We start from the raw sequence: 24,080 nt of genomic DNA on the forward strand, positions 1-24,080 counted from the left end.
TGTGCGTGGAGCGGCCCGCTGGCAAGGGCTGAGGCCCCGATGGCGGAGCGGACGGGCGGCGGGTGCCCGACCGGGCACCCGCCGCCGCCATTTGAGGGCGTGGTGGGTCGGTCGGTCCGGGGGTGGGGTGTCCCGCGCTGTCGCGCTGCGCACCGGGGGGAGCCCACCGGACACCTGGCTGGTGGGCGAAGGGCGAGGCCCGGGCGGGTCAGGCGATCCGGGTCGGGGCGTCCGCCAGGGTGTGGCCGCTGGTGGTGAGCAGGGTGGTGAGGGCGGCGGGGGTCAGGGAGCGGGGGGTGCGGAGGAAGAGTTCGTCGGTGGTGGGGTGGGGGTGGAGGGAGAGGAGGGTGATCCGGTGGTCGGCGAGGGTGGTGTGGGTGTGGGCGAGGGCGGTGGTGCGCACCCGCCAGAGGGTGGTCGGGGGCGGGGCGTGGGGGGACCACCAGGCGTGCAGGAGGGCGGCGGCGAGCAGGGCGACCGCGGAGGAGACGAGGACGACCGGGCCGTCGGAGCCGTGGAGGACGACCTTCGCGATCAGGTCGGCCGCGGTGACGGAGAGGAAGGCGGCGGCGAGCTCGACGGTGTCGCGGCGCCAGCGGCGGGCGCGGTGCAGGGAAGGCTTCGAGTGCTCCATGGCCTCCACCGTGCCCGACCGGTGTTTCCTGATCGCGAACCGACCGTGACCTGGTGGTTAAGGTCCGCGACGGTGTGTTACGACAGCAGGGCGCGGGCGGCGGTCCTGACCTCGGCGAGCAGCAGGTGGAGGTCCTGCTCGGTGGTCGCGGCGTTGAGCAGACAGGCGCGGAGCATCTCCTGCTCGCCGAGGCGGGCGCCGGTGACGAAGACCCGTCCGCGCCGCTGGACCACGACCGGCAGCTCGCGGTTGAGGGCGTTCAGGCCGGCCTCGTCCAGTCCGACGGCCCGGTGGCGGAACGCGACGATGGAGGTCTGGACCTCCGCGAGCAGCTCCAACTCATCGTCGGCCTTGACGAGTTCGCCGAGTCGGCGGGCGAGTGCGGTGCACTGGGCGATGTCCTGGGCGAGGCCGGTGCGGCCGCGGTGGGCGATGGTGGCCCAGACCTTGAGGGCGCGGAACGGGCGGGTCTGCTCGGTGCCGTACTCGGAGAACCAGCCGAGTGCGCCGGCCGCCTCGTCGCGCAGGTAGGACGGGACGAGGCTGAAGGTGCCGCGCAGTTCGTCGGTGTCGCGGACCAGCGCGCAGCCGCAGTCGACCGGGACGCCGAGCCACTTGTGGGGGTCGAGGGCGAGCGAGTCGGCCCGCTCCAGGCCGGCGTAGCGGTGGGCGATGGCGGGGTCGAGGCGGCCGAAGGCGCCGTACGCGCCGTCCACGTGCAGCCACAGGCCCTGCTCCTCGCAGAGGTCGGCGATCGGATCGAACGCGTCCACCGCGCCGGTGCCGACGGTGCCGGCCGAGGCGACCACCAGGAAGGGCAGCAGTCCGGCGGCGCGGTCGCGCTCGACGGCCGCTCGCAACTCGGCGGGGTCGAGGCGTCCGTCGGGGCCGGTGGTGACGGTGCGCAGGTGCCTGCTGCCGAGGCCGAGGAGTTCGGCGGCCTTGCGGACGCAGGAGTGGGTCTCGCCGGTGACGTAGCCGACCAGCGGCGGCAGGCCCGCCAGGCCGTCCTCGCGGAGGTCGTGGCCGGCCCGGCGGGCGGCGCGGTTGCGGGCGGCGGCGAGGCAGACGATGGTCGCCATCGAGGTGCCGGAGGTGAGCAGCCCGCCACCGGCCGGGTGCGGGAAGCCGACCAGTTCGGCGATCCAGCGGACGACGGCGCGTTCCAGGTGGACGTCGGCGTGGTCGCCGCCGGCCGAGCTGGGGTTCATCGCGGCGGCGGCGAGGGTGGCGAGCACCCCGGCGGGGGCGGGGGCGGAGTTGACCCAGCCGAAGAAGCGCGGGTTGCCGTTGCCCATGGGGTGGGGGAGGACGTCCCGCTCGATGGCGGCGAGCAGCTCGCCGAGCGGGCGGCCCTCGGCGGGTAGCGGGGCGTCGAGCAGGGCCCGCCGGGCGGTGTCGTCCATCGGTTGCCAGACCGGGCGGGCGGGCAGCGCGGCGAGGTAGTCCGAGACCAGGTCGGCGGTGGCGTGGGCGGCGCTGCGGAAGTCCTCGGTGGTCATGGCGTGCTCCAGGGAGGCCGTGGGTGGGGACCGGGCCAGGCGCGGCTTCCTCGGTGCACCCTGATCAGGCGATGGTCGGGTGATCCTACGCAAAGGGGCCCGCGCCGTGTGGCGCGGGCCCTCATGCTGGGATCCAGACCGGGCGGGTCAGTCCAGCGAGGCGGACAGTCCGCCGGCGGAGCGGCAGTAACCCTGCATCTCCTTGTCGGTGATCTTCGCGCAGAGCCGCCCGGCCGCGCCGCCGTCGGTGTAGTTGACCGTGTAGTAGCTGACCAGGCCCTCCGCGCAGGCCTTGCGCTGCCAGCCGTCGGCGGCGGTGGCGCACTGCTGGGCGGCCCAGTCCTCGCGGTCCAGGTTGTACTTCATGGTCCGGGAGCCGACGCCGCGGCTGCAGTCCACGGCTCCGCCGGCGGCCTTGCCGTTGAGGCACCACTTGAGGGCCTCGGCGTAGACCTCGGGGTGGTTCGGGTAGTCGTGCGAGGACAGGTAGAAGGTCGGGGCGTAGAAGTAGCAGGCGGACTGGAACAGCGACGGTTGGTCCTTGCACGGGTACAGCGGGTCCTGGGCGAGCTTGTCGGCGGGCAGGTTGGCCTTGGCCTGCTCGTCCTCCTCGTCCGGGCCGAAGAGCTGCATGAACAGGCCCTCTGAGCAGCGGATCCGGTTCTGCTCGGTGGTGAACTTGTTGCACAGGTCGCGGGCCTTGGCGACGTCCTGCTTGGCGACGAACATCGTGCCGTGGCCGACGCCGTGGATGCAGGGCCCGGTGTTCTTGGGGGCGCACAGCTTGAGCAGGTCCACGTCGGGCTGGGCGGAGGCGTTGAGCATCTCCTCGACCGCGCCGTGCAGGTAGCCGGCCGCGCAGGTCTCGTGCGGGAAGGAGATGACCTTCTGGAAGTCCTCGTGGTAGCGCTTGACCGCCGCGTGGCCGAGCTCGTGCGCGATCGGGTGGCAGAAGCGCACGGTGTACGGCTTCGCCTTGGTGATCTTGTCGAGGTCGGCGAGGGCGACGCCGGGGTCGGTGGCGTCCATCTCGGCCATCAGCTTGTTGCGCAGCGTCGAACGGGTCCACACCGCCGGGTCGCCCGTCGGAGAGGCGCCGGCCGTGACCGGCTGGGTGCCCGCGCCGCCGCCCGGGGCGTTCGGGGCGTCCGGGGTGGCCGGGGTCGTGCTGGCCGCCGCGGGCGACCAGTCGGTGACGGCCACCGAGCCGAGGCCCAGGACGCCCAGGAGCAGGGCGGTGAGAATCGCGAAGACTCGCGGCTGCATGACGGGATCCCCCGGCGGATCGAGGTGAACGGTTCGCTCCCATCCTGACGGCACGGGGGCGGGAGGCCGCGTTTTCGCCCGCCATTCGGGAGGTGTCCGCGACGCTACCGCATCGCTCCGACGCCCCGACGCGCCGGGATGGTTCCCGGGTGATCATGCCCTCGCGCATCCGCCGCTCCAGCGGGTCGGCGCACTCCTGGTGCGGGACCTCGGCGAGCGCCTCGCGGTACCGGGCCCGGCGATTGCCCTCCAGGTCGAGCTTGCGGAGCAGTTCGGCGTCGAGGAGTCGCTCGCGCGGGGCGGAGCCGGCGCCGGCGATGGCGGCGACGCTCGCGGCCCGGGGGAAGTCGTCGGCGGCGACCAGGTCGCCGGAGAGCAGCGAGCACAGCGGCACGTCGGGGTCCAGCTGGCGGTGGACGATGTCGTCCAGCAGGGCCCGGACGGTCGCGATCGTCGCCTCCAGGCCGTCGGCGTGCTCGCGCGCCTCCAGGGCAGGTGGCAGCGGGGCATCCGGTTGGTCACCCGCGCTGAAACTCGCGAAGTCTGCCCGATTTCGGGCAAGATCTTTGGCTTCGGTGTGAGCCGCGACCTAGAGTGCTCACTCGTGCCGAGCTCACCCCACCCTCACGAAGACCTCCTCGCCCACCTCACCCGGACCAGCCCGCTCGGGCCCCGGGAGGCGGCGCGGGTCGTGGCGGAGGTGCTGGCGTACTTCTCCGAGAGCACCGAGGAGTACGTCCGTCGCCGCCACGGCGAGCTCCAGGCACGTGGTCTGACCAACGAACGGATCTTCGCCCGGCTCGCCGAGGAGCTGGCCGCCCGCCGCGTCGCGGCGCCGGAGCTCTCGGCCCGCCAACTGCGCCGGATCGTCTACGGCTGAGCACCGGTCCGTTCCCTATACCTGGAGGAGTCCACGCATGTGCGGAATCGTGGCCTACATCGGCCCCAAGGACGCGACCCCCTTCCTGCTGGAGGGACTGGCCCGGCTCGAGTACCGCGGCTACGACTCGGCCGGCGTCGCCGTCGCCGGGCGCACCGGCGGGATCAAGCTCCGCAAGGTCAAGGGCCGGGTCGCCGACCTCGCCGCCGCCGTACCGGCCCGCTTCAAGGGCGGCACCGGCATCGGCCACACCCGCTGGGCCACCCACGGCGTCCCCAGCGACGCCAACGCCCACCCGCACCTGGACAACGCCGAGCGGATCGCCGTCGTCCACAACGGCATCATCGAGAACGCCGACGAGCTGCGCGCCAAGCTGACCGCCGACGGCGCGGTGTTCCGCTCCGAGACCGACACCGAGGTGCTGTCCCACCTGATCGCCGCCCACGCCACCGAGGGCGTCGAGCTCGAGGACGCCGTCCGCGCCGCGCTCGGCCGGGTCGTCGGCACCTACGGCATCGCCGTGCTGGACTCCGAGCAGCCGGACCGGATCGTGGTCGCCCGCAACGGCAGCCCGATCGTCCTCGGCATCGGCGAGAAGGAGATGTTCGCCGCCTCCGACGTCTCCGCCCTGGTCCGCTACACCCGCCAGGTGGTGCACCTGGAGGACGGCGAGCTCGCCACCGTCCGGGCCGACGGCTTCCGCACCTTCACCGCCGACGCCCGCACCACCCACCGCCAGCCGTCCACCGTCGACTGGGAGATCGACTCCTTCGACACCGGCGGCTACGAGCACTACCTGCTCAAGGAGATCCACGAGCAGCCCACCTCGGTCGAGCGCACCCTCAGCGGCCGGCTCGACGAGCGCTTCAGCACCGCCCACCTCGGCGGCCTCAACCTGGACGCCCGGGAACTGCGCGAGATCCGCCGGGTGAAGATCCTCGGCTGCGGGTCCGCCTACTACGCGGGCGAGATGGGCGCCCAGCTGATCGAGGAACTGGCCCGCGTCCCCGCGCACAGCGAGCCCGCCTCCGAGTTCCGCTACCGCAACCCGGTGATCGAGGCCGACACCCTGTACGTCGCGGTCAGCCAGTCCGGCGAGACCTACGACACGCTCGCCGCGGTCCAGGAGATCAAGCGCAAGGGCGGCCGGGTGCTCGGCGTCGTGAACACCGTGGGCAGCGCGATCGCCCGCGAGTGCGACGGCGGCATCTACCTGCACGCCGGACCCGAGGTCTCCGTCGCCTCCACCAAGGCGTTCACCTCCACCGTGGTCGCCTTCGCCCTGCTCGCCCTGCACTTCGGCCGCATCCACGACCTCTCGCCCGCCGACGGCCGCCGGATCGTCTCCGCGCTGCAGGCGCTGCCCGACCAGATCCGCGAGGTGCTCGACCAGAGCGCGGCGATCGCCGAGCTCGCCGCCGAGTACGCCGACTCGGCCGGCATGATGTTCATCGGCCGGGTCCGCGGCTACCCGGTGGCCCGGGAGGGCGCGCAGAAGCTCAAGGAGATCTCCTACGTCCACGCCGAGGCCTACCCGGCGAGCGAGCTCAAGCACGGCCCGCTGGCCCTGATCAGCCCCGAACTGCCCACTGTGGCACTGGTTCCGGACGACGAGCTGCTCGACAAGAACCTCACCACCCTCGGCGAGATCAAGGCCCGCTCCGGCCGGGTCATCGCGGTCGCGCACAAGCGGCCGGAGGACAGGCTCGTGGACCACTGCGTCCTGGTGCCCAAGAGCGAGCCCGAGTTGGACCCGCTGCTCCTCAACATCCCGCTCCAGCTGCTCGCTTACCACGCGGCGGTCGCGCTCGGCCGGGACGTGGACAAGCCGCGCAACCTGGCGAAGAGCGTGACGGTGGAGTAAGTCCGCTGGATCGTAGGGTGGTTGGGCCCGGTCGCGATGTGTGGCGCGACCGGGCCTCGCCGTTGTCAGAACACCGAGCAGCCCGAGAGGGTGGTGAGGGTGTCCAGGGCGGTCACGGCGGCGACCGAGTTGCCGGCCTGGTCGAGGCGGGGACCCCAGGCACAGACGGCCGCGCGACCGGGGAGTATCGCGAGGACGCCGCCCCCGACGCCGCTCTTGCCGGGCAGGCCGACCCGGAAGGCGAACTCGCCCGCGGCGTCGTAGGTGCCGCAGGTCAGCAGGACGGCGTTGATGCGCTTGGCCTCGCTGCGGGTCATCAGACGGGTGCCGTCGGTGCGGACGCCGTAGCGGGCCAGGAAGGCGCCGGCCAGCACCAGGTCGCGGCAGCTGGCGGCGACCGCGCAGTGGGCGTAGTAGTGCTCGAGCACGGTCTCGACCGGGTTCTGCAGGTTGCCGTGGCTGGCGATGAAGTGGGCGAGCGCGGCGTTGCGGTGGCCGTGCTCGGCCTCGGAGGCGGCGACCACCGGGTCGGTGTCCAGCAGTGGGTTGCCGGACTCGCGGCGCAGGAACTCCCGGACCGCGCCGGAGGCGTCGCCGGTCAGGGAGTGCAGGCGGTCGGTGACCACCAGGGCGCCCGCGTTGATGAAGGGGTTGCGCGGGATGCCGTGCTCGGTCTCCAACTGCACCAGCGAGTTGAACGGGTTGCCGGAGGGCTCGCGGCCGACGCCCCGCCAGAGCGCCTCGCCGCCGTCGCTGCTGTGGGCCAGGGCCAGGGCGAGCGAGAACAGCTTGGAGACGCTCTGGATGGAGAACGGCTGCTCCCAGTCCCCGACCCCGTACAGCTCACCGTCGACGGTGGCCACGGCCATGCCGAAGGCCTCCGGGTCGGCCTCGGCGAGGGCCGGGATGTAGTCGGCGACGTGGCCCCGGCCCGTGGTCGCCCGGGCGGCCGCCTCGGCGGCCGCCAGCAGGACGGGGTAGTCCAGGTTCTCCACATCGTTCAAGGTTCTTCACTCCAGGCACGGGCGGGTACGGACACGATCGGGACCGGGGCCGCCGTGCGGCGACACCCGGTCCGACCACTGATTATCCGTGCTCGATTATCCGTGCGGTGCTTTGGGTCAGGCGGCGGCCGGCGCCGGTTCGGGGGACGCGACGGGGGCTTGCTTGCGCAGGCCCTTGAGGAGGACGACGGCCGTGGTGGTGACGAGGGTACCGGCGGCGATCGCGAGCAGGTAGAGGAACGGGCTGCCGATCAGCGGGAGCACCCAGATCCCGCCGTGCGGGGCGCGCAGGGTGGAGCCGAAGGCCATCACCAGGCCGCCGGCCGTCATGCTGCCCGCGATGCCCGCCGGGATGACCCGCAGCGGGTCGGCGGCGGCGAACGGGATCGCGCCCTCGGTGATGAAGGAGGCGCCGAGCACCCAGGCGGCCTTGCCGTTCTCACGCTCCTCGGCGGTGAACAGGCGCCGGCGGACCACGGTGGCCAGGGCCAGGCCCAGCGGCGGGGTCATGCCGGCGGCCATCACCGCGGCCATCACCTTGAGGCTCCCGGCGTCCGGGGTGGCGCCTGCCGTGGTCAGGGCGCCGGCGGCGAAGGTGTACGCGACCTTGTTGAGCGGGCCGCCCAGGTCGAAGGCCATCATCGCGCCGAGCAGCACGCCCAGCAGGACGGCGTTGCTGCCGGAGAGCCCGTTCAGCCAGTTCGTCAGGCCGGTCATCGCGGAGGCGATCGGGGAGCCGAGCACGACGAACATCAGCAGGCCGACGGCCGCCACCGACAGCAGCGGGATCACCACCACCGGCATGATCCCGGCGATGGTCCGCGGGACCTTCCACCGCACCATCCAGAGCACCAGGAAGCCCGCCGCCAGTCCGGAGACGATGCCGCCGAGGAACCCGGCGCCGACCGCGACCGAGACCGCGCCGCCGACGATGCCCGCGGCCAGCGCCGCCCGGTCGGCGATCGCCCAGGCGATGTAGCCGGAGAGGACCGGCACCAGGAAGCCGAAGGAGGTCTTGCCGGTCTGGAACAGCAGGGCGGCCCAGCTGTCCGAGGACGACCAGTCGAAGTGGCCGAGGACGGAGGGCGCGGAGGCGATCCGGTAGCCGCCGATGGCGAAGCCGAGGGCGATCAGCAGACCGCCGGCGGCGACGAAGGGGATCATGTAGCTGACGCCGGTCATCAGGTAGCGGCGCAGGCGCTGGGCCCAGTGCTCGCCGCCTCCGGTCGTACTCGCCGTGGCCGCGGTCGTGGCCGGGCGGGCGGCGGAGCCGGCCTCGGCGACCAGGCGGGCGGCCTCGGCGACGAGCTCGTCCGGGCGGTTGACGCCCGCCTTGACGCCCACGTCCACGGTCGGCTTGCCGGCGAACCGGGCGCGGTCGCGGACCTCCAGGTCATGGGCGAGGATCACCGCGTCGGCGGCGGCGATCACCTCGGGGGCGAGCGGGGTGGAGCCGGCCGAACCCTGGGTCTCCACCTGGATGACGGCGCCGGCCCGGGCGGCGGCCAGTTCGAGGGCCTGGGCGGCCAGGTACGTGTGGGCGATGCCGGTGGGGCAGGAGGTCACGGCGACCAGGCGGAGGGTGGCGTCGGCCTCCGCCTCCGGGTCGGCCTCGTCCGCCGGCGCGGGGGCGGCCGGTTCCGGCGTCGGGCTCTCCTCGCCGTTGACCAGGGCCGCCACCGCCGTCGGGCTCTCGGCGGTCCGCAGGGCGCCGGTGAAGGCCGGGTCCATCAGCCGCCGGGCCAGCGAGGCGAGGATCCCCAGGTGGGCGTCGTCGGCGCCGTCCGGGGCCGCGATCATGAACACCAGGTCCGCGGGCCGTCCGTCCGGGGCGTCGAAGTCCAGGCCCCGGGCGCTGCGCCCGAAGGCCAGGCTGGGTCGGGTGACGTGCGGTGACCGGCAGTGCGGGATGCCGATGCCGTCGCCCAGGCCGGTGGGCGCCTGGGCCTCGCGGGCGGCGATGTCGGCGAGGAAGCCGTCGAGGTCGGTGACCCGGCCCGCGGCGGCCAGCCGCTGCGCGAGCGAGCGCAGGGCCTCGTTCTTGTCCGCGGGGGCGAGGTAGAGGTCGACCAGTGCGGGGGTGATCAGTCCGTCGCCGTCCTCTCCGGTCGGGGTGCTCGATCTGTCGCTCGACGTGTCGCTCATGGTGTCGCTCATCGTGTGGTCCTTCGACTGGTGCCTGAGAGTTGTCCCTTGCCCCCGGGGTGGTGTCCGCCCGGCCGTCCCACACGGCCGGGGCGGAGGTCCTTCGTCAGCCGCGTAGGGTCCGGTCCAGCGGGAGGTCCGCCGTCACGGTCACCGCGGCCGGGTCGAGGTCGGCCGGAGTCGGCATGACGCTGCCCGGCAGTTGGACGGCGGCCGCGCCGTGCGCCAGGGCCGCGGCGAGGGCCCGCGGTCCGCTGCCGCCCGCGCCGAGGAAGCCGGCCAGCGAGGCGTCGCCCGCCCCGACGTCGCTGCGGACGGCGGTGACCGGCGCGGTCCCGTACCAGCTGCCCTCCTCGGCGACCAGCAGCATGCCGTCCGGACCGAGGCTGGCGAGCACCTGCTGGGCGCCGAGCTTGCGCAGCTCGCCCGCCGCGTCCACGGCGTCGCCGAGGGTGGCGAGCGGCCGTCCGACGGCCTCGGCGAGTTCCTCGCGGTTGGGCTTGACCACGTCCGGGCGGGCGGTGAGCGCGGCGAGCAGGGCCGGGCCGGAGGTGTCCAGGGCGATCCGGGCGCCGCCCGCGTGCACCCGGCCGACCAGTTCCGCGTACCACTCGGGTGCCAGTCCGCGCGGGAGGCTGCCGCAGCAGGCCAGCCAGTCGACGGTCGCGCCGGTGAAGTCCTCCTGGGAGACCAGGTCCAGCAGGGCGGCCGACTCGGCGTCGGTGAGCTCGGGGCCGGCCGCGTTGACCTTGGTCAGGCTGCCGCCGGCCTCGGCGATCGAGACGTTGATCCGGGTGTCGCCGGCGATCGGCAGCGCGGCCACCCCGATGCCCTGGCGGCGCAGCAGTTCGGCGAGCAGCCGACCGGAGGGGCCGCCGAGCGGCAGGACGGCGGTGGTGCGGTGGCCGGCGGCGGTGAGCGCGCGGGAGACGTTGACGCCCTTGCCGCCGGGGTCGAGCCGGTCGTGCGCGGCCCGGTTGACCTCGCCGAGCGCGAGGGTGCGCAGCTCGTAGGTGCGGTCCAGGCTGGGGTTCGGGGTGATGGTGACGATCATGCGCGGATGACTTCCGGTCCGAGGTTCGCGATCTGGGCGGCCTGCTCGTCGGTCAGTCCAGTGTCCGTGACGAGGACGTCCACCTGGTCGAGCGAGCCGAAGCGGGCGAAGTGCCGGGCGCCGTGCTTGGTCGAGTCGGCCACCAGGACCACCCGGCGGGCGCCGGTCAGCATCGCCCGCTTGACGGCGGCCTCGGCGAGGTCGGGGGTGGTCAGGCCGTCCTCGACGGAGAACCCGTTGGTGGCGACCACCGCGACGTCCGGGTGGATGTCGGCGAGGTCGCGCAGCGCCCAGGAGTCGACGGCGGCGTGGGTGCGGTGGCGCAGCCGCCCGCCGATCAGGTGCAGCGAGAGGGACGGGTGGTCGGCGAGCCGGGCGGCGACGGGCAGGGCGTTGGTGACGACGGTGAGGGTGGAGTCGACCGGCAGCTGGGCGGCGAGCCGGGAGACGGTGGTCCCGGCGTCGAGCAGCACACTGCCCTCGGTGGGCAGCAGGGCCAGGGCGGCCTTGGCGATCCGCTCCTTCTCCGCCGCCGCGGTGGAGTCCCGCTCGGCCAGGCCGGGTTCCAGGCGCAGGGCTCCCGCGGGCAGCGCGCCGCCGTGCACCCGGTGCAGCAGTCCGGCCTGGACCAGGGCGGTCAGGTCGCGCCGGATGGTCTCCTGGGTGACCGAGAAGTCCTCGGCCAGCGTCGGGACGTCGACCCGGCCGCGCTCCTGGGCGAGGCGGAGGATCTGCTGCTGCCGCTCGGGTGCGTACATGTGGGATCGAGTCCGTTTCATGTCTGTTCGTGCCTGGTTAACCGAGAGCGTACGCCGTTCGGGCGGGAAAGCAAGCGATCGTTGAGTTTTTGTTTCTGTGGCTTTCATGCCCGAATCTGTTGACAGCTGGCTGAGAGCGGGCGTACAACCAATCGAAACAACACGCCGACGGGCGTGGAACCACCGGATCGGGTCCGGGCCGCGCGACTGCCCCCGCGTCGCGGACGGCCACCCACCCCGAACGGCCGACGGGCTCCCACCCCGGGCGGCCGGCCCCGCCCGCCCTCGAGATTGGACCCACCCCCATGTCCTCGATCCAGCTGCACTCGCTCCAGGTGGCGATCGGCTCGCGCAGCGGCCTGCACGCCCGTCCGGCCTCGCAGTTCGTCCAGGCCGCGGCCCGACAGCCCGTCAAGGTCACCGTCGGCCGTCCCGGCCAGCCGTCCGTCGACGCCCGCAGCCTGCTGTCCGTCCTGGCGCTGGCGGCCCGGGCGGGCGAGGTGCTCGAGCTGTCCGCCGAGGGCGAGCAGGCACGGGAGGCGGTCGCGGCGCTCGCCGAGGTGCTGGCGGCCGACCACGACGCGGCGGCCTGAGGGCGTCCTGCGTCGCGCGGTTGCGGCTGTTGCGGCGCGTTGCTCGGCGCCTGGACCGACGGGCCGGTGAGCAGGGTGCCGGCGTCCGAGTAGGGCCAGCCGTTGGGGACGCCGCCGTGCAGGCCCTTGATCTGCTGCATCATCACCGGCACCGGGGCGCCGGGCCCGGGCAGTCGACGTGGCCGTTGCCCAGGACGTGGCCGACCTCGTGGTTGACCGCGAGCGCGTGGTACAGCTCGGGCCGGCCCTGGTAGTACTCGGACGGCTCCGTCCAGCGTCTGAGGTTGATCACCGCCTGGTGCTGGACGCCGGAGTTCACCCAGCCGCCGGTGTCCGGCCCGTACTGGTCGCAGATCCGGTCGGTGGAACCCGGGGTGGCCAGGTGGACCGTGAAGTCCACCGGGTCGGCGGGGGGCGGTGTGGAACTCCGGGCCAGGGCGAGGAATCGGTCCGGGCCTGCGGCGGCGTGGTGCAGGTCGATCAGCGGCTCTGCGCCCGACTCCCGTACGGTGGTGGCCGGGTAGTCGGTGAGCTGCTCGACCGTGCCGCGCCGCGGGACCTGCTCGGCGGGCGCGGGCGTGGCGGTGACCACCGGGTTCACCCGCACCACCGGACGCAGCGCCGCCGGGGCGCGGGCGATCGACGCGGTGCGTCGGTGCATGGGTGGGCCGGTGCGCCCGGACGGTCCCCGTCGGGCGCGGGGCCCGGCCGGTTCCCGGAACCACTCGATGGTGCCACCCCGGCGGCGTGTCCCTGGGCGCGGCGGCTGGATTCCGCTGTTGTGGTGCAGATCGACCGGCCGATCATCCCCGACACGCCATTGGAGGCACCGCCATGTCCATCACCACCACCATCACCACCGTCCTCACCGTCGACGGCATGAGCTGTGGCCACTGCGAGCGGACCGTCAGCGCCGGGCTGGCCGCCCTTCCCGGCGTCACCGACGTCGTCGCGGACGCGCCGAGCGGCAGGGTCACCGTGGCCTCCGCCCGGCCGCTGGAGCCGGCGGCGGTCCGCAGCGCGGTGGACGGGGCCGGGTTCACCCTCGTCGACCAGGCCTGAGCCCCCGGGGGCCTGCCGGCTTCCGAGCGAGCAGGCAGGCCCCCGGCTGGGCTCAGCCCATGCTCTTCGCGCCGTCCAGGGACTCGCGGATGATGTCGGCGTGGCCCGCGTGCTGGGCCGTCTCGGCGACGATGTGCAGCAGCACTCGGCGGGCCGACCACTCGGTGTCCGGCTCGAACCAGGGGGCCTTCGGCAGCGCCCGGGTCGCGTTCAGGTCGGGCAGGGTGGCCACCAACTCATCGGTGCGGCGGGCGACTTCGGCGTACTCGGCGAGGACACCGGCCAGCGTCTCGCCGGGCAGCAGGCGGAACTCGTCGGCCCGGCGGGCGAAATCGGCCTCGGACCAGGTGGAGAAGTCGGGCATCGCGGACGCCCCCTCCACGATGAAGTTCGCCCACAGCCGCTCGACCCCGGTCACGTGCTTGACCAGACCGCCCAGGCACAGCTCGCTCGCGGTGGTCCGCCGGCCGGCCTGCTCGTCGGTGAGGTCGCGGGTGGTGAAGCGCAGGAAGTGCCGCTGCTTCTCCAGTGCCACCAGGAGGTCGGCGCGCTCGCCGGTGACGGGGGCGGGGGTGGTGGCGGGGGTGGTGGACGTGGTCATGGCCTTGGGCCTTCCGTTCGGTCGGTGCTCCTTCGGACAACGACCACGCTACGGGCCATTGCGGCCACTTCCTGTCCTGAATCCAGGACAGAATCGGGGCATGGCGAACACCAGCACCCGAACGCTGCGACTGCTCTCCCTGCTCCAGACCCACCGCTACTGGCCCGGCGAGGAACTCGCCGACCGGCTCGGCGTCTCCGTCCGCACCCTGCGCCGCGACATCGACCGGCTGCGCGAACTCGGCTACCCCGTCGAGGCCCAGCGCGGCGTCGACGGCGGCTACCAACTGGCGGCGGGCGCGGCGCTGCCGCCGCTGGTCATCGACGACGAGGAGGCGGTCGCTCTCGCAATCGGGCTGCAGGCGGCCGCCGAGAGCCCGGTCGAGGGCGTCGCCGAGGCCTCCGTACGGGTACTGGCCAAGGTCGTGCAGGTGATGCCCGCCCGGCTGCGCCGCCGGGTCGAGGCGCTGCGCGCGGTCACCGTCCCCGTCGACTGGGGCGCCTCCGCCGGCTCCGGCGTCGACCCGGACGCCCTCACGACGGTCGCCCTCGCCTGCCGGGACGGCGAGCGGCTCCGCTTCTCGTACACCGCCGCCACCGCCCACCGCACCGAACGGCACGTCGAACCGCACCGGCTGGTCTGCCTCGACCGGCGCTGGTACCTGGTCGCGTACGACCTCGAGCGCGGCGACTGGCGCACCTTCCGCCTCGACCGCCTCACCACCGCCGGGGCAACCGGCGCCCGCTTCGCCCCGCGCCCCCTCCCGGCCGCCGACGCCGCCGAGTACGTCCGCGCGGGCCTCGACGCCGGACCCCGGTCGAACCGTGTAGAGGCCCTCGTCGAGGCCCCGGCGGAGCGCGTCCGCGCCCACGTCGGCCGCTGGGGCGAGGTGGAGGAGGTCGACGCCTCCCGCTGCCGCCTGCGGATGACCGCCGACTCCCTGGACTGGCCCGCCATGGCCCTGGGCTCCCTGGGCGCGGACTTCCAGGTCGTCCGCCCACCCGAACTCCGCGACCTGATGGCCGAGTGGTCCACCCGCTTCGCCCGCGCAACGGAGTAGGAAGTCGACCCCGCCGACTTCCCACTCCAACTGCGACGCCACATGGCCGCGTTGGCCTCGCGGCTGACACGTCTTTGGCCTGGCGGGGCCGCCCATGGGCGGCCTGGCCGACTTTTCGTGCGGGGGATGCGGATCGGCCGACTTCCTGGGCCGTCGGTGCCGGTGCCGGTGCCGGTGGTGCTGTGGGGCGGGGTGATCTTGTCTGACGGGCTGCGCGCAGGAAGTCGGCCTGGTCGACTTTTGGTGCGGTGGGGTGGTGGCGCGGGCTGTGCTCGTCAGCTGAGGGAGTCGCTGACGGTGGAGTGGGAAGTCGGCCCGGTCGACTTCTGGTGTGGGCGGGGTTGTGGGGTGTCAGGGGGCGATGGACTCGATGGTGCTGCGGAGGCGGTGGAGGGCGGCGGGGAGTTCGGAGAGCGGGGGTGTGGCGAGGGCGAGGCGGATGGCGTTGGGGTGGGGGGTGGTGGCGAAGGCGTCGGCGGTGGAGATGAGGATGCCCTCGGCGGCGAGGAGGGCGGCGACCTGGTCGGGGCGTTGGTGGGGTTCCAGGGTGAGCCACTGGACGTAGGAGGTGGGGTGGGCGGTGATGGTGAGGCCGGCCAGGGCGGTGCGGGCGAGGTGTTGCCTGGCGGCGGCGTCGGTGCGGCGCTGCTGTTCGAGGCGGGTGACGGTGCCGTCGGCGAGCCAGCCGGTGGCGAGGGCGGTGGTGAGGCCGGGGGCGCCCCAGGCGGCCGCGCGCAGGTGGGTGGTGGCGGCGCGCAGGTGGCGGTCGGGGAGGACGGCGAAGCCGAACCGCAGGCCGGGGGCCACGTTCTTGGACAGGCCGGCGACGTAGCAGGTGCGGTCGGGGGCGAGGGCGTGCAGCGGTGGCGGCGGTGCGGTCTCCAGGAAGGCGTAGGTGCCGTCCTCGATCAGGGTGCAGTCGTGCTCGGCGGCGACGGCGGCGAGCCGCTCGCGCCGAGGTCGGTCCAGGACCCAGCCGAGCGGGTTGTGGACGGTCGGGATGGTGTAGACGGCGCGGACCGGCCGGGTGCGGCAGAGCCGGTCGAGCGCGTCGAGGTCCGGGCCGGCCGGGGTGGCCGGGACGGGGGTGAGGTCGAGTCCGTGGGCGGCGGCGAGCAGCTTGATGCCCGGGTAGCTGAGCGCGTCGACGGCCAGCACGTCGCCGGGGCGGGTGAGGGTGCGCAGGACGCAGTCCAGCGCCTGCTGCGCACCGCTGGCGAGCAGGACGTTCTCCGGCGCGGTGTCGACCCCGCGGTCCAGCAGGTACCGGGCCACCACCGCCCGGTCGTGCCGGTGGCCGCCGGGCGGATGCTGGCGCAGCAGGGCCTCGGCGTCGCCGGAGGAGGCGAGTGCGCGCAGGGCCTGGCGCAGCAGGTCGCGCTGCTCGGGGGCGAGCGGCTGGTTGAAGGACAGGTCGGCGAGCCGGGGTACCGGGAGGGTGCGGGAGGGTTCGATGCCGTCGTAGTCGGAGCGGACCCGGACGAAGGTGCCCCGGCCCTGCTCGCCCACCACCAGCCCGGCGGCGCCCAGTTCGGCGTACACCCGGGTGGCCGTGGCGAGGGCGATGCGGCGGTCGCGGGCGAGGGCGCGGTGGGTCGGCAGCCGGGTGCCGGCCGGGGGGCGCCGGAGCGGATCGCGGCCGCGTACTCGTCGACGATGGCCTTGTAGGAGGGCGATCGCATGGGTGGTGGCCTGCCGTTTCGTGGTCCGGCGCGGGGGTTCCCCGGAGCGTATCCAGGACAATGACTGGATTGTCCTGGATCGCCTTTCCTAGCCTCGGTCGGGTAGGGACCGAGGCGAAAGGGAGCAGCCGGCCATGACCGTCCGCAGCGAGCGGGACCAGTACGTCGTCACCCTCACCATCGACCGGGAGAAGAAGCTCAACGCTCTCGACTATCCGACGATGGACGCGCTGCTCGCCGAACTCGACCGGATCGACGCCGACGACACCGTCCGCGCCGTCATCCTGACCGGCGCCGGGCAGCGGGCGTTCAGCGCGGGCGCGGACGTCCCGTCCCTGGCGGCCAGCATCGCCGGCGGGCCCGAGCGGGCGCTGCGCGAGTTCGTCCGGCGCGGGCACACCCTGACCCGGCGGATCGAGGAGTTCCCCAAGCCGGTCATCGTCGCGGTCAACGGGCTGGCGTACGGCGGTGGTTGTGAGATCACCGAGGCGGCTCCGCTGGCGATCGCGGCCGAGCACGCGACCTTCGCCAAGCCGGAGATCTCGCTCGGCTTCCCGCCGCCCTTCGGCGGCTCGCAGCGGCTGCCGCGGCACGTGGGCCGCAAGCGCGGGCTGGAGCTGATCCTGACCGGTGACCCGATCCCGGCTGCCCGGGCGGCCGAGCTGGGCCTGGTCAACTCGGTCGTCCCGGTCGGCGAACTCCTGGAGGAGGCAAGGAACTTGGCCGAACGCATCATCCGGCACGCGCCGACCGCGGTGGCGGCCTGCCTGCGGGCCGTCACCCGGGGGATCAACCTGCCGATCGACGAGGGCCTCGCGGTCGAGGCGGCCGCCTTCGCCGCCACCGTGCCGACGGACGGCGTACGGGACGGGATCCGACGGTTCCTCGACCGCCGGCAGGCCCGCTGACCTCCGCCTGGAATTCGCTTGGCCGGAGCGGATTCGGGGCGGATCATGGTGGGATGTCCGATCTGCTTGAGCGCGTGAGCGCCTTCCGTGCCGCCTTCGCCCGCCGCCATGCGGCCGAGATCGTCGAACTGCCGGAGTTTCCCGGGCTCTTCGCGGTCCGGAACGCGCAGTACGTGCTCTCTCACGAGCACAACCAGCTGATCGTCACCGGGCCGGGCACCGATCCGGCGGCGCTGCCCGGTCTGGCGGCACGCTGGCTCGGGCAGCGCCGGCAGTACGCGATCACCGTGCTGGACGAGGAGTGGGGCGAGCGGGCCACCCCGGTGCTGGCCGAGGCCGGGTACGAGCGGAGCACCGTCCTCGTCATGGTCCGCGACACGGCGGGTTGCGCGCTGCCCGAGCCGGCCGCCCTGCCGACGGAGTTCGCCGCCATGCGGGAGGCCGTCCTGCGCCAGGAGTCGGAGTGGTACGAGGGCGAGGAGCTCATCCGGCAGCTCACCGACCGCCGGCCGACCCGGCTGCGCGGCGCCGAGCGGGTGCACTTCCTGGCCGCCCGGACGGCGGACGGCGAGGTCGCGGCCTGGGTCGACCTCTACCTCGAACCGGCCGCCGGGCTGGCCCAGGTGGAGGACCTGGTCACCGCCGCCCGGCACCGCGGGGCGGGCCACGGCGACACCCTGCTCGGCAGCGGCCTGGCGCTGGCGGCGGCCGCCGGGATCCCGCGGCTCTTCCTCCTCGCGGACGCGGACAGCTGGCCGCGCGAGTGGTATGCGCGGCGGGGCTTCACCGAGATCGGCCGCAGCCACTCCTTCCACTCGGCCTGACCGGGGTCCATTCGCCGCACGCTCCGGCCGGCGGACCGGCGGACCGGCGGACCGGCGGACCGGCGGACCGGCGGACGGGCGGACGGGTGGAAGGGTGGAAGGGCGGACGGGATCGACCTCGCCCAGTGGCTGAACGGGCCGTCTGGGAGCCGGTTTTGTGGAACCTGCGGTCCCATCGGTCGGAGCTGCTGCGGCAGTTGCGGTGCGCGCTGCTGGTCGAGGTGGGCGTGGGCCGGCCCCGCTCAGGCGGCGGGTGCGGGCGCGGGTGCGGGTGCGGGTGCGGGGGCGGGGGCGGCCGACGGTGCCGTCGCAGGGCCGCAGTGGGTGGCGACGGTGTCCGCGAAGGCGCGGGCGAGCGGGCCCAGGGTGGCCCATTCGCGGGCGGCCCAGCCGACGGTGAGGCCGGGCAGGTCGGGCAGCGGGACCAGCCGCAGGCCCGGGTGGCCGGGGCCCTGCCACTCGGGGAGGGCGGGTACGACGGCGTGGCCGAGGCCGAGTTCGGCCAGCAGGATCGCGGTGTCCCAGTCCGTGACGCTGGTGTCGAAGACCGGTCGGATGCCCGACTTGCCCAGCCAGTCGTCGAGTTGGGAGCGGGACACCGAGTTCTGCGGCAGTCCGATGAGCGGGGCGTCCTGCAGGTCGGCGGGTTCGATGCGCGCCCGGGCGGCGAGCGGGTCGCCGGCCGCCACGGCGAGGACCCAGGGCAGGGCGGCGACCGGCCGCTGCTCGATGCCCCGGACCGGGGTGCCGAGGGTGATCCAGGCGAGGTCGACGTGGCCGGCGGTGAGCGCCTCCAGGCAGTTGCGGCTGGAGACGCCGGTCTGGAACTCCAGGTTGACCTGCGGGAACCGCTCGCGGAAGTCCACCACGGCCGCGGACATGAAGTGGCGGATGCTGGTGGCGCCGGTGGTGATCCGCACCGACCCGCCCTCGCCGCGGGCGAGTTCGGCGATGGTCCGCAGCGCGTGGTCGATGCCGCCCAGACCGTTGGCCACCGCGGTCTGCAGATGGCGTCCGGCCTGGGTGGGCACCACGCCGCGCGGGTGCCGCTCGATCAGGGTGAGGCCCAGCTCGCGTTCCAGCCGCTTCACGTGCTGGCTGACGGCGGACTGGCTGCAGGCCAGGTCGCGGGCGACGGCGCTGAGCGAGCCGGCCCGGCACACGGCGGCGAAGACGCGGAGGTCGTCGAGGGTCACGAGCGCCCAGGGTACCGCCGGCTCCGAGTCCGTACCCGAGGGGGCCGACCCAAGGCCGAGCTTGGGGGTTTCCCAGGAAATCGGTGGATTGACTTGGATGTTCGGCTGGATCGATCATCGATGGCAGGGCCCGCGAGAAGGGCGGCAACCCGTCCGCTGTCTTCGCGCGTTCCGGACGCTCAGGCGGGGGCACGGCGGGTGCCGACCCGTACGGACGAGTACACCCCGAGGGTGTGAGTACGTCAGGCAATGGAGGGGGAGCGGTATGCGGTACGCCGATGGTCCGGGCACGCAGTGCGAGGTGTTCGTCCAGGCGCCGGTGGAGCGCGTCTGGGCGCTGGTGGCCGACATCGGCCTGCCCGCCCGGCTCAGCCCGGAGCTCCAGCGGGTCGCCTGGCTGGACGGCGCGGACGGCCCCGCCCTGGGCGCGCGCTTCGAGGGGCACAACGCCCGGCCGAACATGCGTGACTGGCGGACGGTCTCCGAGGTGGTGGAACTGGCCGAGCACCGCGCCTTCGCCTGGGCCGTCATGGATGCGGACGGCCGGTTCGGCGACCCGGTGTCGGAGGTGGCCGGCTCGCTGGCCCGGTGGCGCTTCGACCTGATCCCCGAGGACGGCGGCACCCGGCTGCGCCAGTCGGTGGTGATCGGCCCGGGGCGCAGCGGCGTCATCCTGGCCATCGAGGCCCGCCCGGAGGCCGAGGAGAAGATCGTCGACTTTCGCCTGGGGGAGCTGCGGACCGGGATGATGGCCACCCTGGAGGGCGTCAAGTCGCTCGCCGAGGCCGAGAGTTAGGGAACGGTGGAGTTCGAGGAGCTGTTGGCGGAGGTCCGGGCTTCAGCGGCGCGCCTCGGTGCCGACGTGGAGTCGCTGACCGACTGGCAGGCCCGCGAGCCGTCGCGGCTGCCCGGCTGGAGCCGGGGCCATGTGCTCACCCACCTCGCCCGCAGCACCGACGCCTACCGCTGGATGCTCGCCCTGGCCCGTACCGGCACCGCGCCGGGGCCGCGGGCCGACGCCGCCGAGCTGGCACGGCAGTTGGAGGAGGGCGCGGGGCGCGGCGCCGGTGTGCTGGTGGCGGACCTGCGGGACAGCCTGGACGGCCTGCTGCGGGACGCGGCGGAGTTGCCCGCCGAGCGCCGGACGGTGCTGGTGCCCGCGCTGGCGGGCTGGCGGCACCCGGCCTGGTACCTCCTGTGGCGGGCCTGGCGGGAGCTCGAGGTGCACGGCGTCGACCTGAACACCGGCCGTACGTCGGCAGGTTGGCCGGACGGCTTCGTGCTGACCGCCCTCGCGGAGACGGCCGCGACGCTGGGGGCGCGCGAGGTACCGCTTGCCCGGGTCGAGGCGGAGGACCTCGGCCGGGGCTGGGCGGTCGGCGGGTCGGGGCCTGTGGTGAGCGGCTCCGGGCACGAGATGCTCGCCTGGTTCGCCGGGCGCGGCCCGGTGGCGGGGCTGCGCGCGGACGGGCCGCTGCCGGTGCTGCCGGCCTGGCCGTTGCCGCCGGTGCCGGGCTGGGCGTAGGAGCGAGAGCCCGGCGGGGCGTGGAGCGCGGACGGTGAGGGCGAGCTCCTGCCGCGCGAACTCGTCGTCCGCGCGGGCCGGGTGGTCGCCCGCGACGGCGGGCTCACCGCCTGACCCACACCTGCGCGCCTGCCCGACCGACGGGCGGGCGGGGCGGCGGGTGCTCAGTGGTGCCAGGCCCGCCCGCCCGTGTTGTGGATGAACCGCTGCAGGACCTTCAGCGTGGTCAGGTACTCCTCGTCCGAGATGCCCGCATGGCGCTCGGCCCACAGCTCGCCCTGGAGCGCGGCGGTCTTCTCGAAGAAGGCCCGTCCCTCGGCGGTCAGTTCGAGCAGGCCCCCGGCGGACTCGGTGACCCAGCCGTGCTCGACGGTCGCGTCGATTTCGGCGTTCAGGGCCTCCTGGCCGGTGTCGAGGTAGTCGCGCAGCACGGCGCAGACGTCGTCGCGGGTCCTCGGCTCCTCGGCCCGGCCGAGCTGGGCGAGCACCCACCACTGCGGCTGCGTGGTGCCGACCTCGGCCAGCGCGCCGCGGGTGCGGCTGACGACGGCCTTGTAGGCCGCCCAACTCCAGTAGCCGATGGGCTGCTTGATCAGTTCGGCGTCGCTGTGCGAGTACTCCACGGCCGGGCCCTCCGCTTCTCGTCGATCACTACGGTGCGACCGATGCTAGGGGTTCAAGTCGACTTGAGGTCAAGTCCCGGCTTGCACTGCGGGACTTGGGGCCGATCAGCCGGTGGGTGTGCCGATCCGGTCGCGTTCCAGGGCGGAGCGCAGGGCTGCGAAGGTCCGGGCGGCTGCCGAGAGCGAGGCGGCGTCGAGGGTGCCCGTGAGGAGTTCGGTCAGGGTGTCGGTGAAGGTCCGCTGCGCCTCCCCGACGAGCCGGGTGCCGTCGGCGGTCAGGGCGAGCAGCGAGGACCGGCGGTCGGACGGGTTCGGCCGGCGGGCGGCCCACCCCTGCTTCTCCAGGCGGTCGATGCCCTTGCTGGTCGCTCCGACGCCGATGGCGAACTCGGCGGCGATGTCCGCGACCCGGCATCCGGGGTGGCGGCGCAGGTAGTCGAGGAACTCGTACTGCGAGGTGACGATGCCGTGCCGTTCGCGGAGGCGGTCGTTGAGGGCGTTGTACAGGCGGGTCTCGCACCTGACCAAGTCGGCGAACAGGCCGGGGAGTCCGGCTGCGAGGCCGACCCCGTTCGATGTATCTTCCACAGCATATAGTGTACGGGAAGCTACTTGCGGCAGGAGTGTGCCCATGAGCAGGGAACAGCGCATCCGGATCGACGGAATCCTGCGCCAGCTGGGACCGACCGGACCCCGGACGGTCGAGGAGATCCGGGCCGGGTTCAGGGAGGTGATGGCCGGAATGATCGTGCCCCACAGCCGCATCCGGACCGCCGCCACGACCCTCGGCGGCCGACCCGCCCTGCGCGTCGAGCCGAAGGCCGGGCCGGACGCGGCAGCGGAGGACGGCCCGGGCGCCGGGACGATCCTGTACTTCCACGGCGGTGCCTGGGTCTTCGGCTCGCCCGAGACCGCCCTCTCGCTGACCGGGAACCTGGTGGCCAGGACCGGCTTCGGGGCGTACTCGCTGGACTACCGGCTCGCCCCCGAACACCCCTTCCCGGCCGCGATCGAGGACACCCTGAGCGCCTACCGCGCCCTGCTCGACCGCGGCGAGGACCCCTCCACCATCGTCTTCGCCGGGGACTCCGCCGGCGGTGGCCTCGCCGTCACCACCTGCCTCGCCGCCCGGGACGCGGGCCTCCCGCTGCCCGCCGCCCTGCTGGCCTTCTCCCCGGGCCTCGACGCGACCCGGAGCGGCGAGAGCATGACGACCAAGGAGGGCGTCGACCCGATCTTCACCCGCGCGGCCCTCGAACACACCGGAGCCATGTACCTCGCCGGAGCCGACCCGCACCAGCCGCTGCTCAGCCCGGCCATCCACGCCGACCTCATCGGCTTCCCCCCGATGCTGATCCAGGTCGGCGGCAACGAGGTACTGCTGGACGACTCCACCCGCCTGGCCGCGCGGGCGAGCGCCGCGGGCGTGGACGTCGTCCTGGACGTCACCGCCGATGCGCCGCACGTGTTCCAGGCGTTCGCCGGCGTCCTCGACGAGGCGGACGAGGCGCTGGACCGTGCCGCCCTCTTCCTGCGTCAGCGGATCCGGGCCGGGCGGGCGGCGCGGGCGGCGGTCGAGTAGGCGCACCCGGCTGCGGTGGCCGCGATGGTCGGGGTGGCCGTCGCGGTCGAAGGGTCAGGCCTCGGTGCTCGCCCGGCGCAGCAGGTAGGCGCCGGAAGCGGCGGCGAGCGCGGCCATGCAGGCGGCGAAGACCAGGCCGGCGTGCGCCAGGCCGAGCGGACCGGTGAGCAGGCCGACGCCGATGACGGGGATCGAGATGCCGAAGTAGGCGACCACGAACAGCGCCGAGAGGGCGCCGCCGCGGTGCTCCGCCGGGCTCGCGGCGGCGACCTCGCCCACCGCGCCGCGCAGCCCCATGCCCTGACCGGTGCCGCCCACCAGTGCGGCGAGGACCAGCAGCAGCAGGACGGCCCAGGCGAGCGAGCACGCCAGCAGCGCCAGTCCTGCGATCAGCACCAGGCAGCCCAGCGGGATCGTCCGGGCGCTGCCCAGCCGGGGGGCGAGCAGCTGCCCGAAGGTGGACGCGAAGAAGGCCGCGAACACGACGAGGCCCACGACGGCGCGGTTGTGGACGTCCAGGCCCTGGGCGAGGAAGGCCGGGCTGACCGAGGTGAACAGGCCCAGCAGGGAGAACCCGGCGAAGGCGGCGATCCCGGCGGGCACGAACACCCGGCGCACTTCCGGCGGCAGTTCGGGCCGGTTGGGCCGGGCGGTGCGCAGCGGGCGGGCGTCGACGACCGTCTCCGGCAGCAGCAGGACGAGCCCGAAGGACACGGCGAGCAGCGCCAGGTGGACGGCGAACGGCAGCTCCAGGGGCTTCGGCGCGTACTGGGCGAGCAGGCCCGACAGCAGCGGTCCGCAGCCGAGGCCGCCCATGTTGGCCGCGATCGCGACGAAGTTCGCGCGGCCCTCGTGCCGGGATGGGGCGAGCTCCAGGACGTACGCGGTCGCGGTGCCGGTGAACAGACCCGCCGACAGGCCGGACAGCAGCCGACCGAGACAGAGCAGCGGCACGCTGTCCGCGGCCAGGAAGACGACGGCGCTGCAGGCCGCGCAGACCAGCCCGCAGAGCAGGACGGGGCGGCGGCCGACGGAGTCGGAGATGTTGCCGACCAGCAGCAGGATGCCGATGACGGCGAAGGCGTAGACCGCGAACACGACCGTCACGGTCAGCTCGGAGAAGCCGATCCGTTCCTGGTACAGCCCGTACAGCGGGGTCGGCAGGGTGGTGCCGGCCATGCAGACGGCGAAGGCGAAGGCTGCCAGGAGGTAGCCCGTCCGGGCGACGGCGGGGCGTACGGTCCGATGATCGGTCACCGGTCCACGATAGGTGCGCCACCCGTCCGGGCCACGGCGCACCGGCAGGTGCTGGGCCGA

Annotated in this window: 24 protein-coding genes; 10 read left to right on the forward strand and 14 right to left on the reverse strand. The window is 74.0% G+C overall.

The features are described 5' to 3' along the window. Window positions 1-208 precede the first annotated feature (208 nt). From ACWCYO_RS10695 to ACWCYO_RS10705, 3 genes are all read right to left on the reverse strand, one after another. Window positions 209-634, reverse strand: a complete 426-nt coding sequence (locus ACWCYO_RS10695) for a hypothetical protein (protein WP_270141558.1) — start codon at window positions 632-634, stop codon at window positions 209-211. A gap of 77 nt (window positions 635-711) precedes the next feature. After that, a complete protein-coding gene (locus tag ACWCYO_RS10700; RefSeq protein ID WP_449783993.1) occupies window positions 712-2,136 on the reverse strand; it encodes a pyridoxal phosphate-dependent decarboxylase family protein in 1,425 nt (474 codons plus the stop codon). A 147-nt stretch (window positions 2,137-2,283) separates the two neighbouring features. Further along, entirely contained in the window at window positions 2,284-3,402 is a 1,119-nt protein-coding gene (locus ACWCYO_RS10705; protein ID WP_270141555.1) for a hypothetical protein, read from the reverse strand. A gap of 604 nt (window positions 3,403-4,006) precedes the next feature. Here ACWCYO_RS10705 and ACWCYO_RS10710 point away from each other — a divergent pair. Beyond that, a complete protein-coding gene (locus tag ACWCYO_RS10710) occupies window positions 4,007-4,282 on the forward strand; it encodes a hypothetical protein (RefSeq protein ID WP_449783994.1) in 276 nt (91 codons plus the stop codon). Between the two features lie 37 nt (window positions 4,283-4,319). Beyond that, on the forward strand, window positions 4,320-6,146 hold the full coding sequence (gene glmS, locus ACWCYO_RS10715; protein ID WP_449783995.1) for a glutamine--fructose-6-phosphate transaminase (isomerizing): 1,827 nt from the start codon (window positions 4,320-4,322) through the stop codon (window positions 6,144-6,146). Window positions 6,147-6,211: 65 nt separating this feature from the next. On the opposite strand, the gene ACWCYO_RS10720 is transcribed toward glmS, so the two are convergent. From ACWCYO_RS10720 to ACWCYO_RS10735, 4 genes are all read right to left on the reverse strand, one after another. Continuing rightward, window positions 6,212-7,132, reverse strand: coding sequence for a glutaminase (locus ACWCYO_RS10720; protein WP_270150796.1), 921 nt, complete (start codon window positions 7,130-7,132; stop codon window positions 6,212-6,214). 135 nt (window positions 7,133-7,267) lie between these two features. Further along, on the reverse strand, window positions 7,268-9,295 hold the full coding sequence (locus ACWCYO_RS10725; protein WP_449784060.1) for a PTS fructose transporter subunit IIABC: 2,028 nt from the start codon (window positions 9,293-9,295) through the stop codon (window positions 7,268-7,270). Between the two features lie 106 nt (window positions 9,296-9,401). Further along, window positions 9,402-10,349 (reverse strand): 1-phosphofructokinase, encoded by a 948-nt coding sequence (pfkB, locus tag ACWCYO_RS10730; RefSeq protein WP_270141553.1) that lies wholly within the window; start codon window positions 10,347-10,349, stop codon window positions 9,402-9,404. After that, on the reverse strand, window positions 10,346-11,107 hold the full coding sequence (locus ACWCYO_RS10735) for a DeoR/GlpR family DNA-binding transcription regulator (RefSeq protein ID WP_270141551.1): 762 nt from the start codon (window positions 11,105-11,107) through the stop codon (window positions 10,346-10,348). Before ACWCYO_RS10735 ends, pfkB begins: the two co-directional genes overlap by 4 nt. A gap of 305 nt (window positions 11,108-11,412) precedes the next feature. Between ACWCYO_RS10735 and ACWCYO_RS10740 the strand changes: the two genes are divergently transcribed. Further along, entirely contained in the window at window positions 11,413-11,700 is a 288-nt protein-coding gene (locus ACWCYO_RS10740) for an HPr family phosphocarrier protein (protein ID WP_270141549.1), read from the forward strand. A 142-nt stretch (window positions 11,701-11,842) separates the two neighbouring features. Here ACWCYO_RS10740 and ACWCYO_RS10745 read toward each other — a convergent pair whose 3' ends face one another. Beyond that, window positions 11,843-12,361 (reverse strand): DUF3152 domain-containing protein, encoded by a 519-nt coding sequence (locus tag ACWCYO_RS10745; RefSeq protein ID WP_270141547.1) that lies wholly within the window; start codon window positions 12,359-12,361, stop codon window positions 11,843-11,845. 173 nt (window positions 12,362-12,534) lie between these two features. On the opposite strand from ACWCYO_RS10745, the gene ACWCYO_RS10750 reads away from it, so the two are divergent. Further along, on the forward strand, window positions 12,535-12,762 hold the full coding sequence (locus ACWCYO_RS10750; protein ID WP_270141546.1) for a heavy-metal-associated domain-containing protein: 228 nt from the start codon (window positions 12,535-12,537) through the stop codon (window positions 12,760-12,762). A 52-nt stretch (window positions 12,763-12,814) separates the two neighbouring features. Here ACWCYO_RS10750 and ACWCYO_RS10755 read toward each other — a convergent pair whose 3' ends face one another. Further along, window positions 12,815-13,363, reverse strand: a complete 549-nt coding sequence (locus tag ACWCYO_RS10755) for a DinB family protein (RefSeq protein ID WP_270141545.1) — start codon at window positions 13,361-13,363, stop codon at window positions 12,815-12,817. 100 nt (window positions 13,364-13,463) lie between these two features. Between ACWCYO_RS10755 and ACWCYO_RS10760 the strand changes: the two genes are divergently transcribed. Continuing rightward, window positions 13,464-14,423, forward strand: coding sequence for a helix-turn-helix transcriptional regulator (locus ACWCYO_RS10760; protein WP_449783996.1), 960 nt, complete (start codon window positions 13,464-13,466; stop codon window positions 14,421-14,423). Window positions 14,424-14,774: 351 nt separating this feature from the next. On the opposite strand, the gene ACWCYO_RS10765 is transcribed toward ACWCYO_RS10760, so the two are convergent. Next, a complete protein-coding gene (locus tag ACWCYO_RS10765; RefSeq protein WP_449783997.1) occupies window positions 14,775-16,166 on the reverse strand; it encodes an aminotransferase-like domain-containing protein in 1,392 nt (463 codons plus the stop codon). 73 nt (window positions 16,167-16,239) lie between these two features. On the opposite strand from ACWCYO_RS10765, the gene ACWCYO_RS10770 reads away from it, so the two are divergent. Both ACWCYO_RS10770 and ACWCYO_RS10775 read left to right on the forward strand, forming a co-directional pair. Continuing rightward, complete coding sequence (locus ACWCYO_RS10770; RefSeq protein ID WP_449783998.1) at window positions 16,240-17,013, forward strand: crotonase/enoyl-CoA hydratase family protein; 774 nt, start codon at window positions 16,240-16,242, stop codon at window positions 17,011-17,013. A gap of 53 nt (window positions 17,014-17,066) precedes the next feature. After that, on the forward strand, window positions 17,067-17,837 hold the full coding sequence (locus ACWCYO_RS10775) for a GNAT family N-acetyltransferase (RefSeq protein WP_449783999.1): 771 nt from the start codon (window positions 17,067-17,069) through the stop codon (window positions 17,835-17,837). Window positions 17,838-18,079: 242 nt separating this feature from the next. Here the strand turns inward: ACWCYO_RS10775 and ACWCYO_RS10780 are convergent, their stop codons facing one another. Beyond that, window positions 18,080-19,033, reverse strand: a complete 954-nt coding sequence (locus tag ACWCYO_RS10780) for a LysR family transcriptional regulator (RefSeq protein WP_270141538.1) — start codon at window positions 19,031-19,033, stop codon at window positions 18,080-18,082. A gap of 265 nt (window positions 19,034-19,298) precedes the next feature. Between ACWCYO_RS10780 and ACWCYO_RS10785 the strand changes: the two genes are divergently transcribed. Together ACWCYO_RS10785 and ACWCYO_RS10790 are read left to right on the forward strand one after the other, a co-directional pair. Further along, complete coding sequence (locus ACWCYO_RS10785; protein WP_449784000.1) at window positions 19,299-19,829, forward strand: SRPBCC family protein; 531 nt, start codon at window positions 19,299-19,301, stop codon at window positions 19,827-19,829. Between the two features lie 6 nt (window positions 19,830-19,835). Then, window positions 19,836-20,558 (forward strand): maleylpyruvate isomerase family mycothiol-dependent enzyme, encoded by a 723-nt coding sequence (locus ACWCYO_RS10790; RefSeq protein ID WP_449784001.1) that lies wholly within the window; start codon window positions 19,836-19,838, stop codon window positions 20,556-20,558. Window positions 20,559-20,722: 164 nt separating this feature from the next. On the opposite strand, the gene ACWCYO_RS10795 is transcribed toward ACWCYO_RS10790, so the two are convergent. Next, window positions 20,723-21,181, reverse strand: a complete 459-nt coding sequence (locus ACWCYO_RS10795; protein WP_449784002.1) for a MarR family winged helix-turn-helix transcriptional regulator — start codon at window positions 21,179-21,181, stop codon at window positions 20,723-20,725. Window positions 21,182-21,286: 105 nt separating this feature from the next. Then, window positions 21,287-21,769, reverse strand: coding sequence for a MarR family winged helix-turn-helix transcriptional regulator (locus ACWCYO_RS10800; protein WP_449784003.1), 483 nt, complete (start codon window positions 21,767-21,769; stop codon window positions 21,287-21,289). 43 nt (window positions 21,770-21,812) lie between these two features. Here ACWCYO_RS10800 and ACWCYO_RS10805 point away from each other — a divergent pair, with 43 nt between their 5' ends. Further along, on the forward strand, window positions 21,813-22,763 hold the full coding sequence (locus ACWCYO_RS10805; RefSeq protein ID WP_449784004.1) for an alpha/beta hydrolase: 951 nt from the start codon (window positions 21,813-21,815) through the stop codon (window positions 22,761-22,763). A gap of 54 nt (window positions 22,764-22,817) precedes the next feature. Here ACWCYO_RS10805 and ACWCYO_RS10810 read toward each other — a convergent pair whose 3' ends face one another. Beyond that, complete coding sequence (locus ACWCYO_RS10810; RefSeq protein ID WP_449784005.1) at window positions 22,818-24,020, reverse strand: MFS transporter; 1,203 nt, start codon at window positions 24,018-24,020, stop codon at window positions 22,818-22,820. Window positions 24,021-24,080: the final 60 nt, after the last annotated feature.

The sequence above is a fragment of the Kitasatospora sp. NPDC001683 genome, from assembly GCF_053596495.1.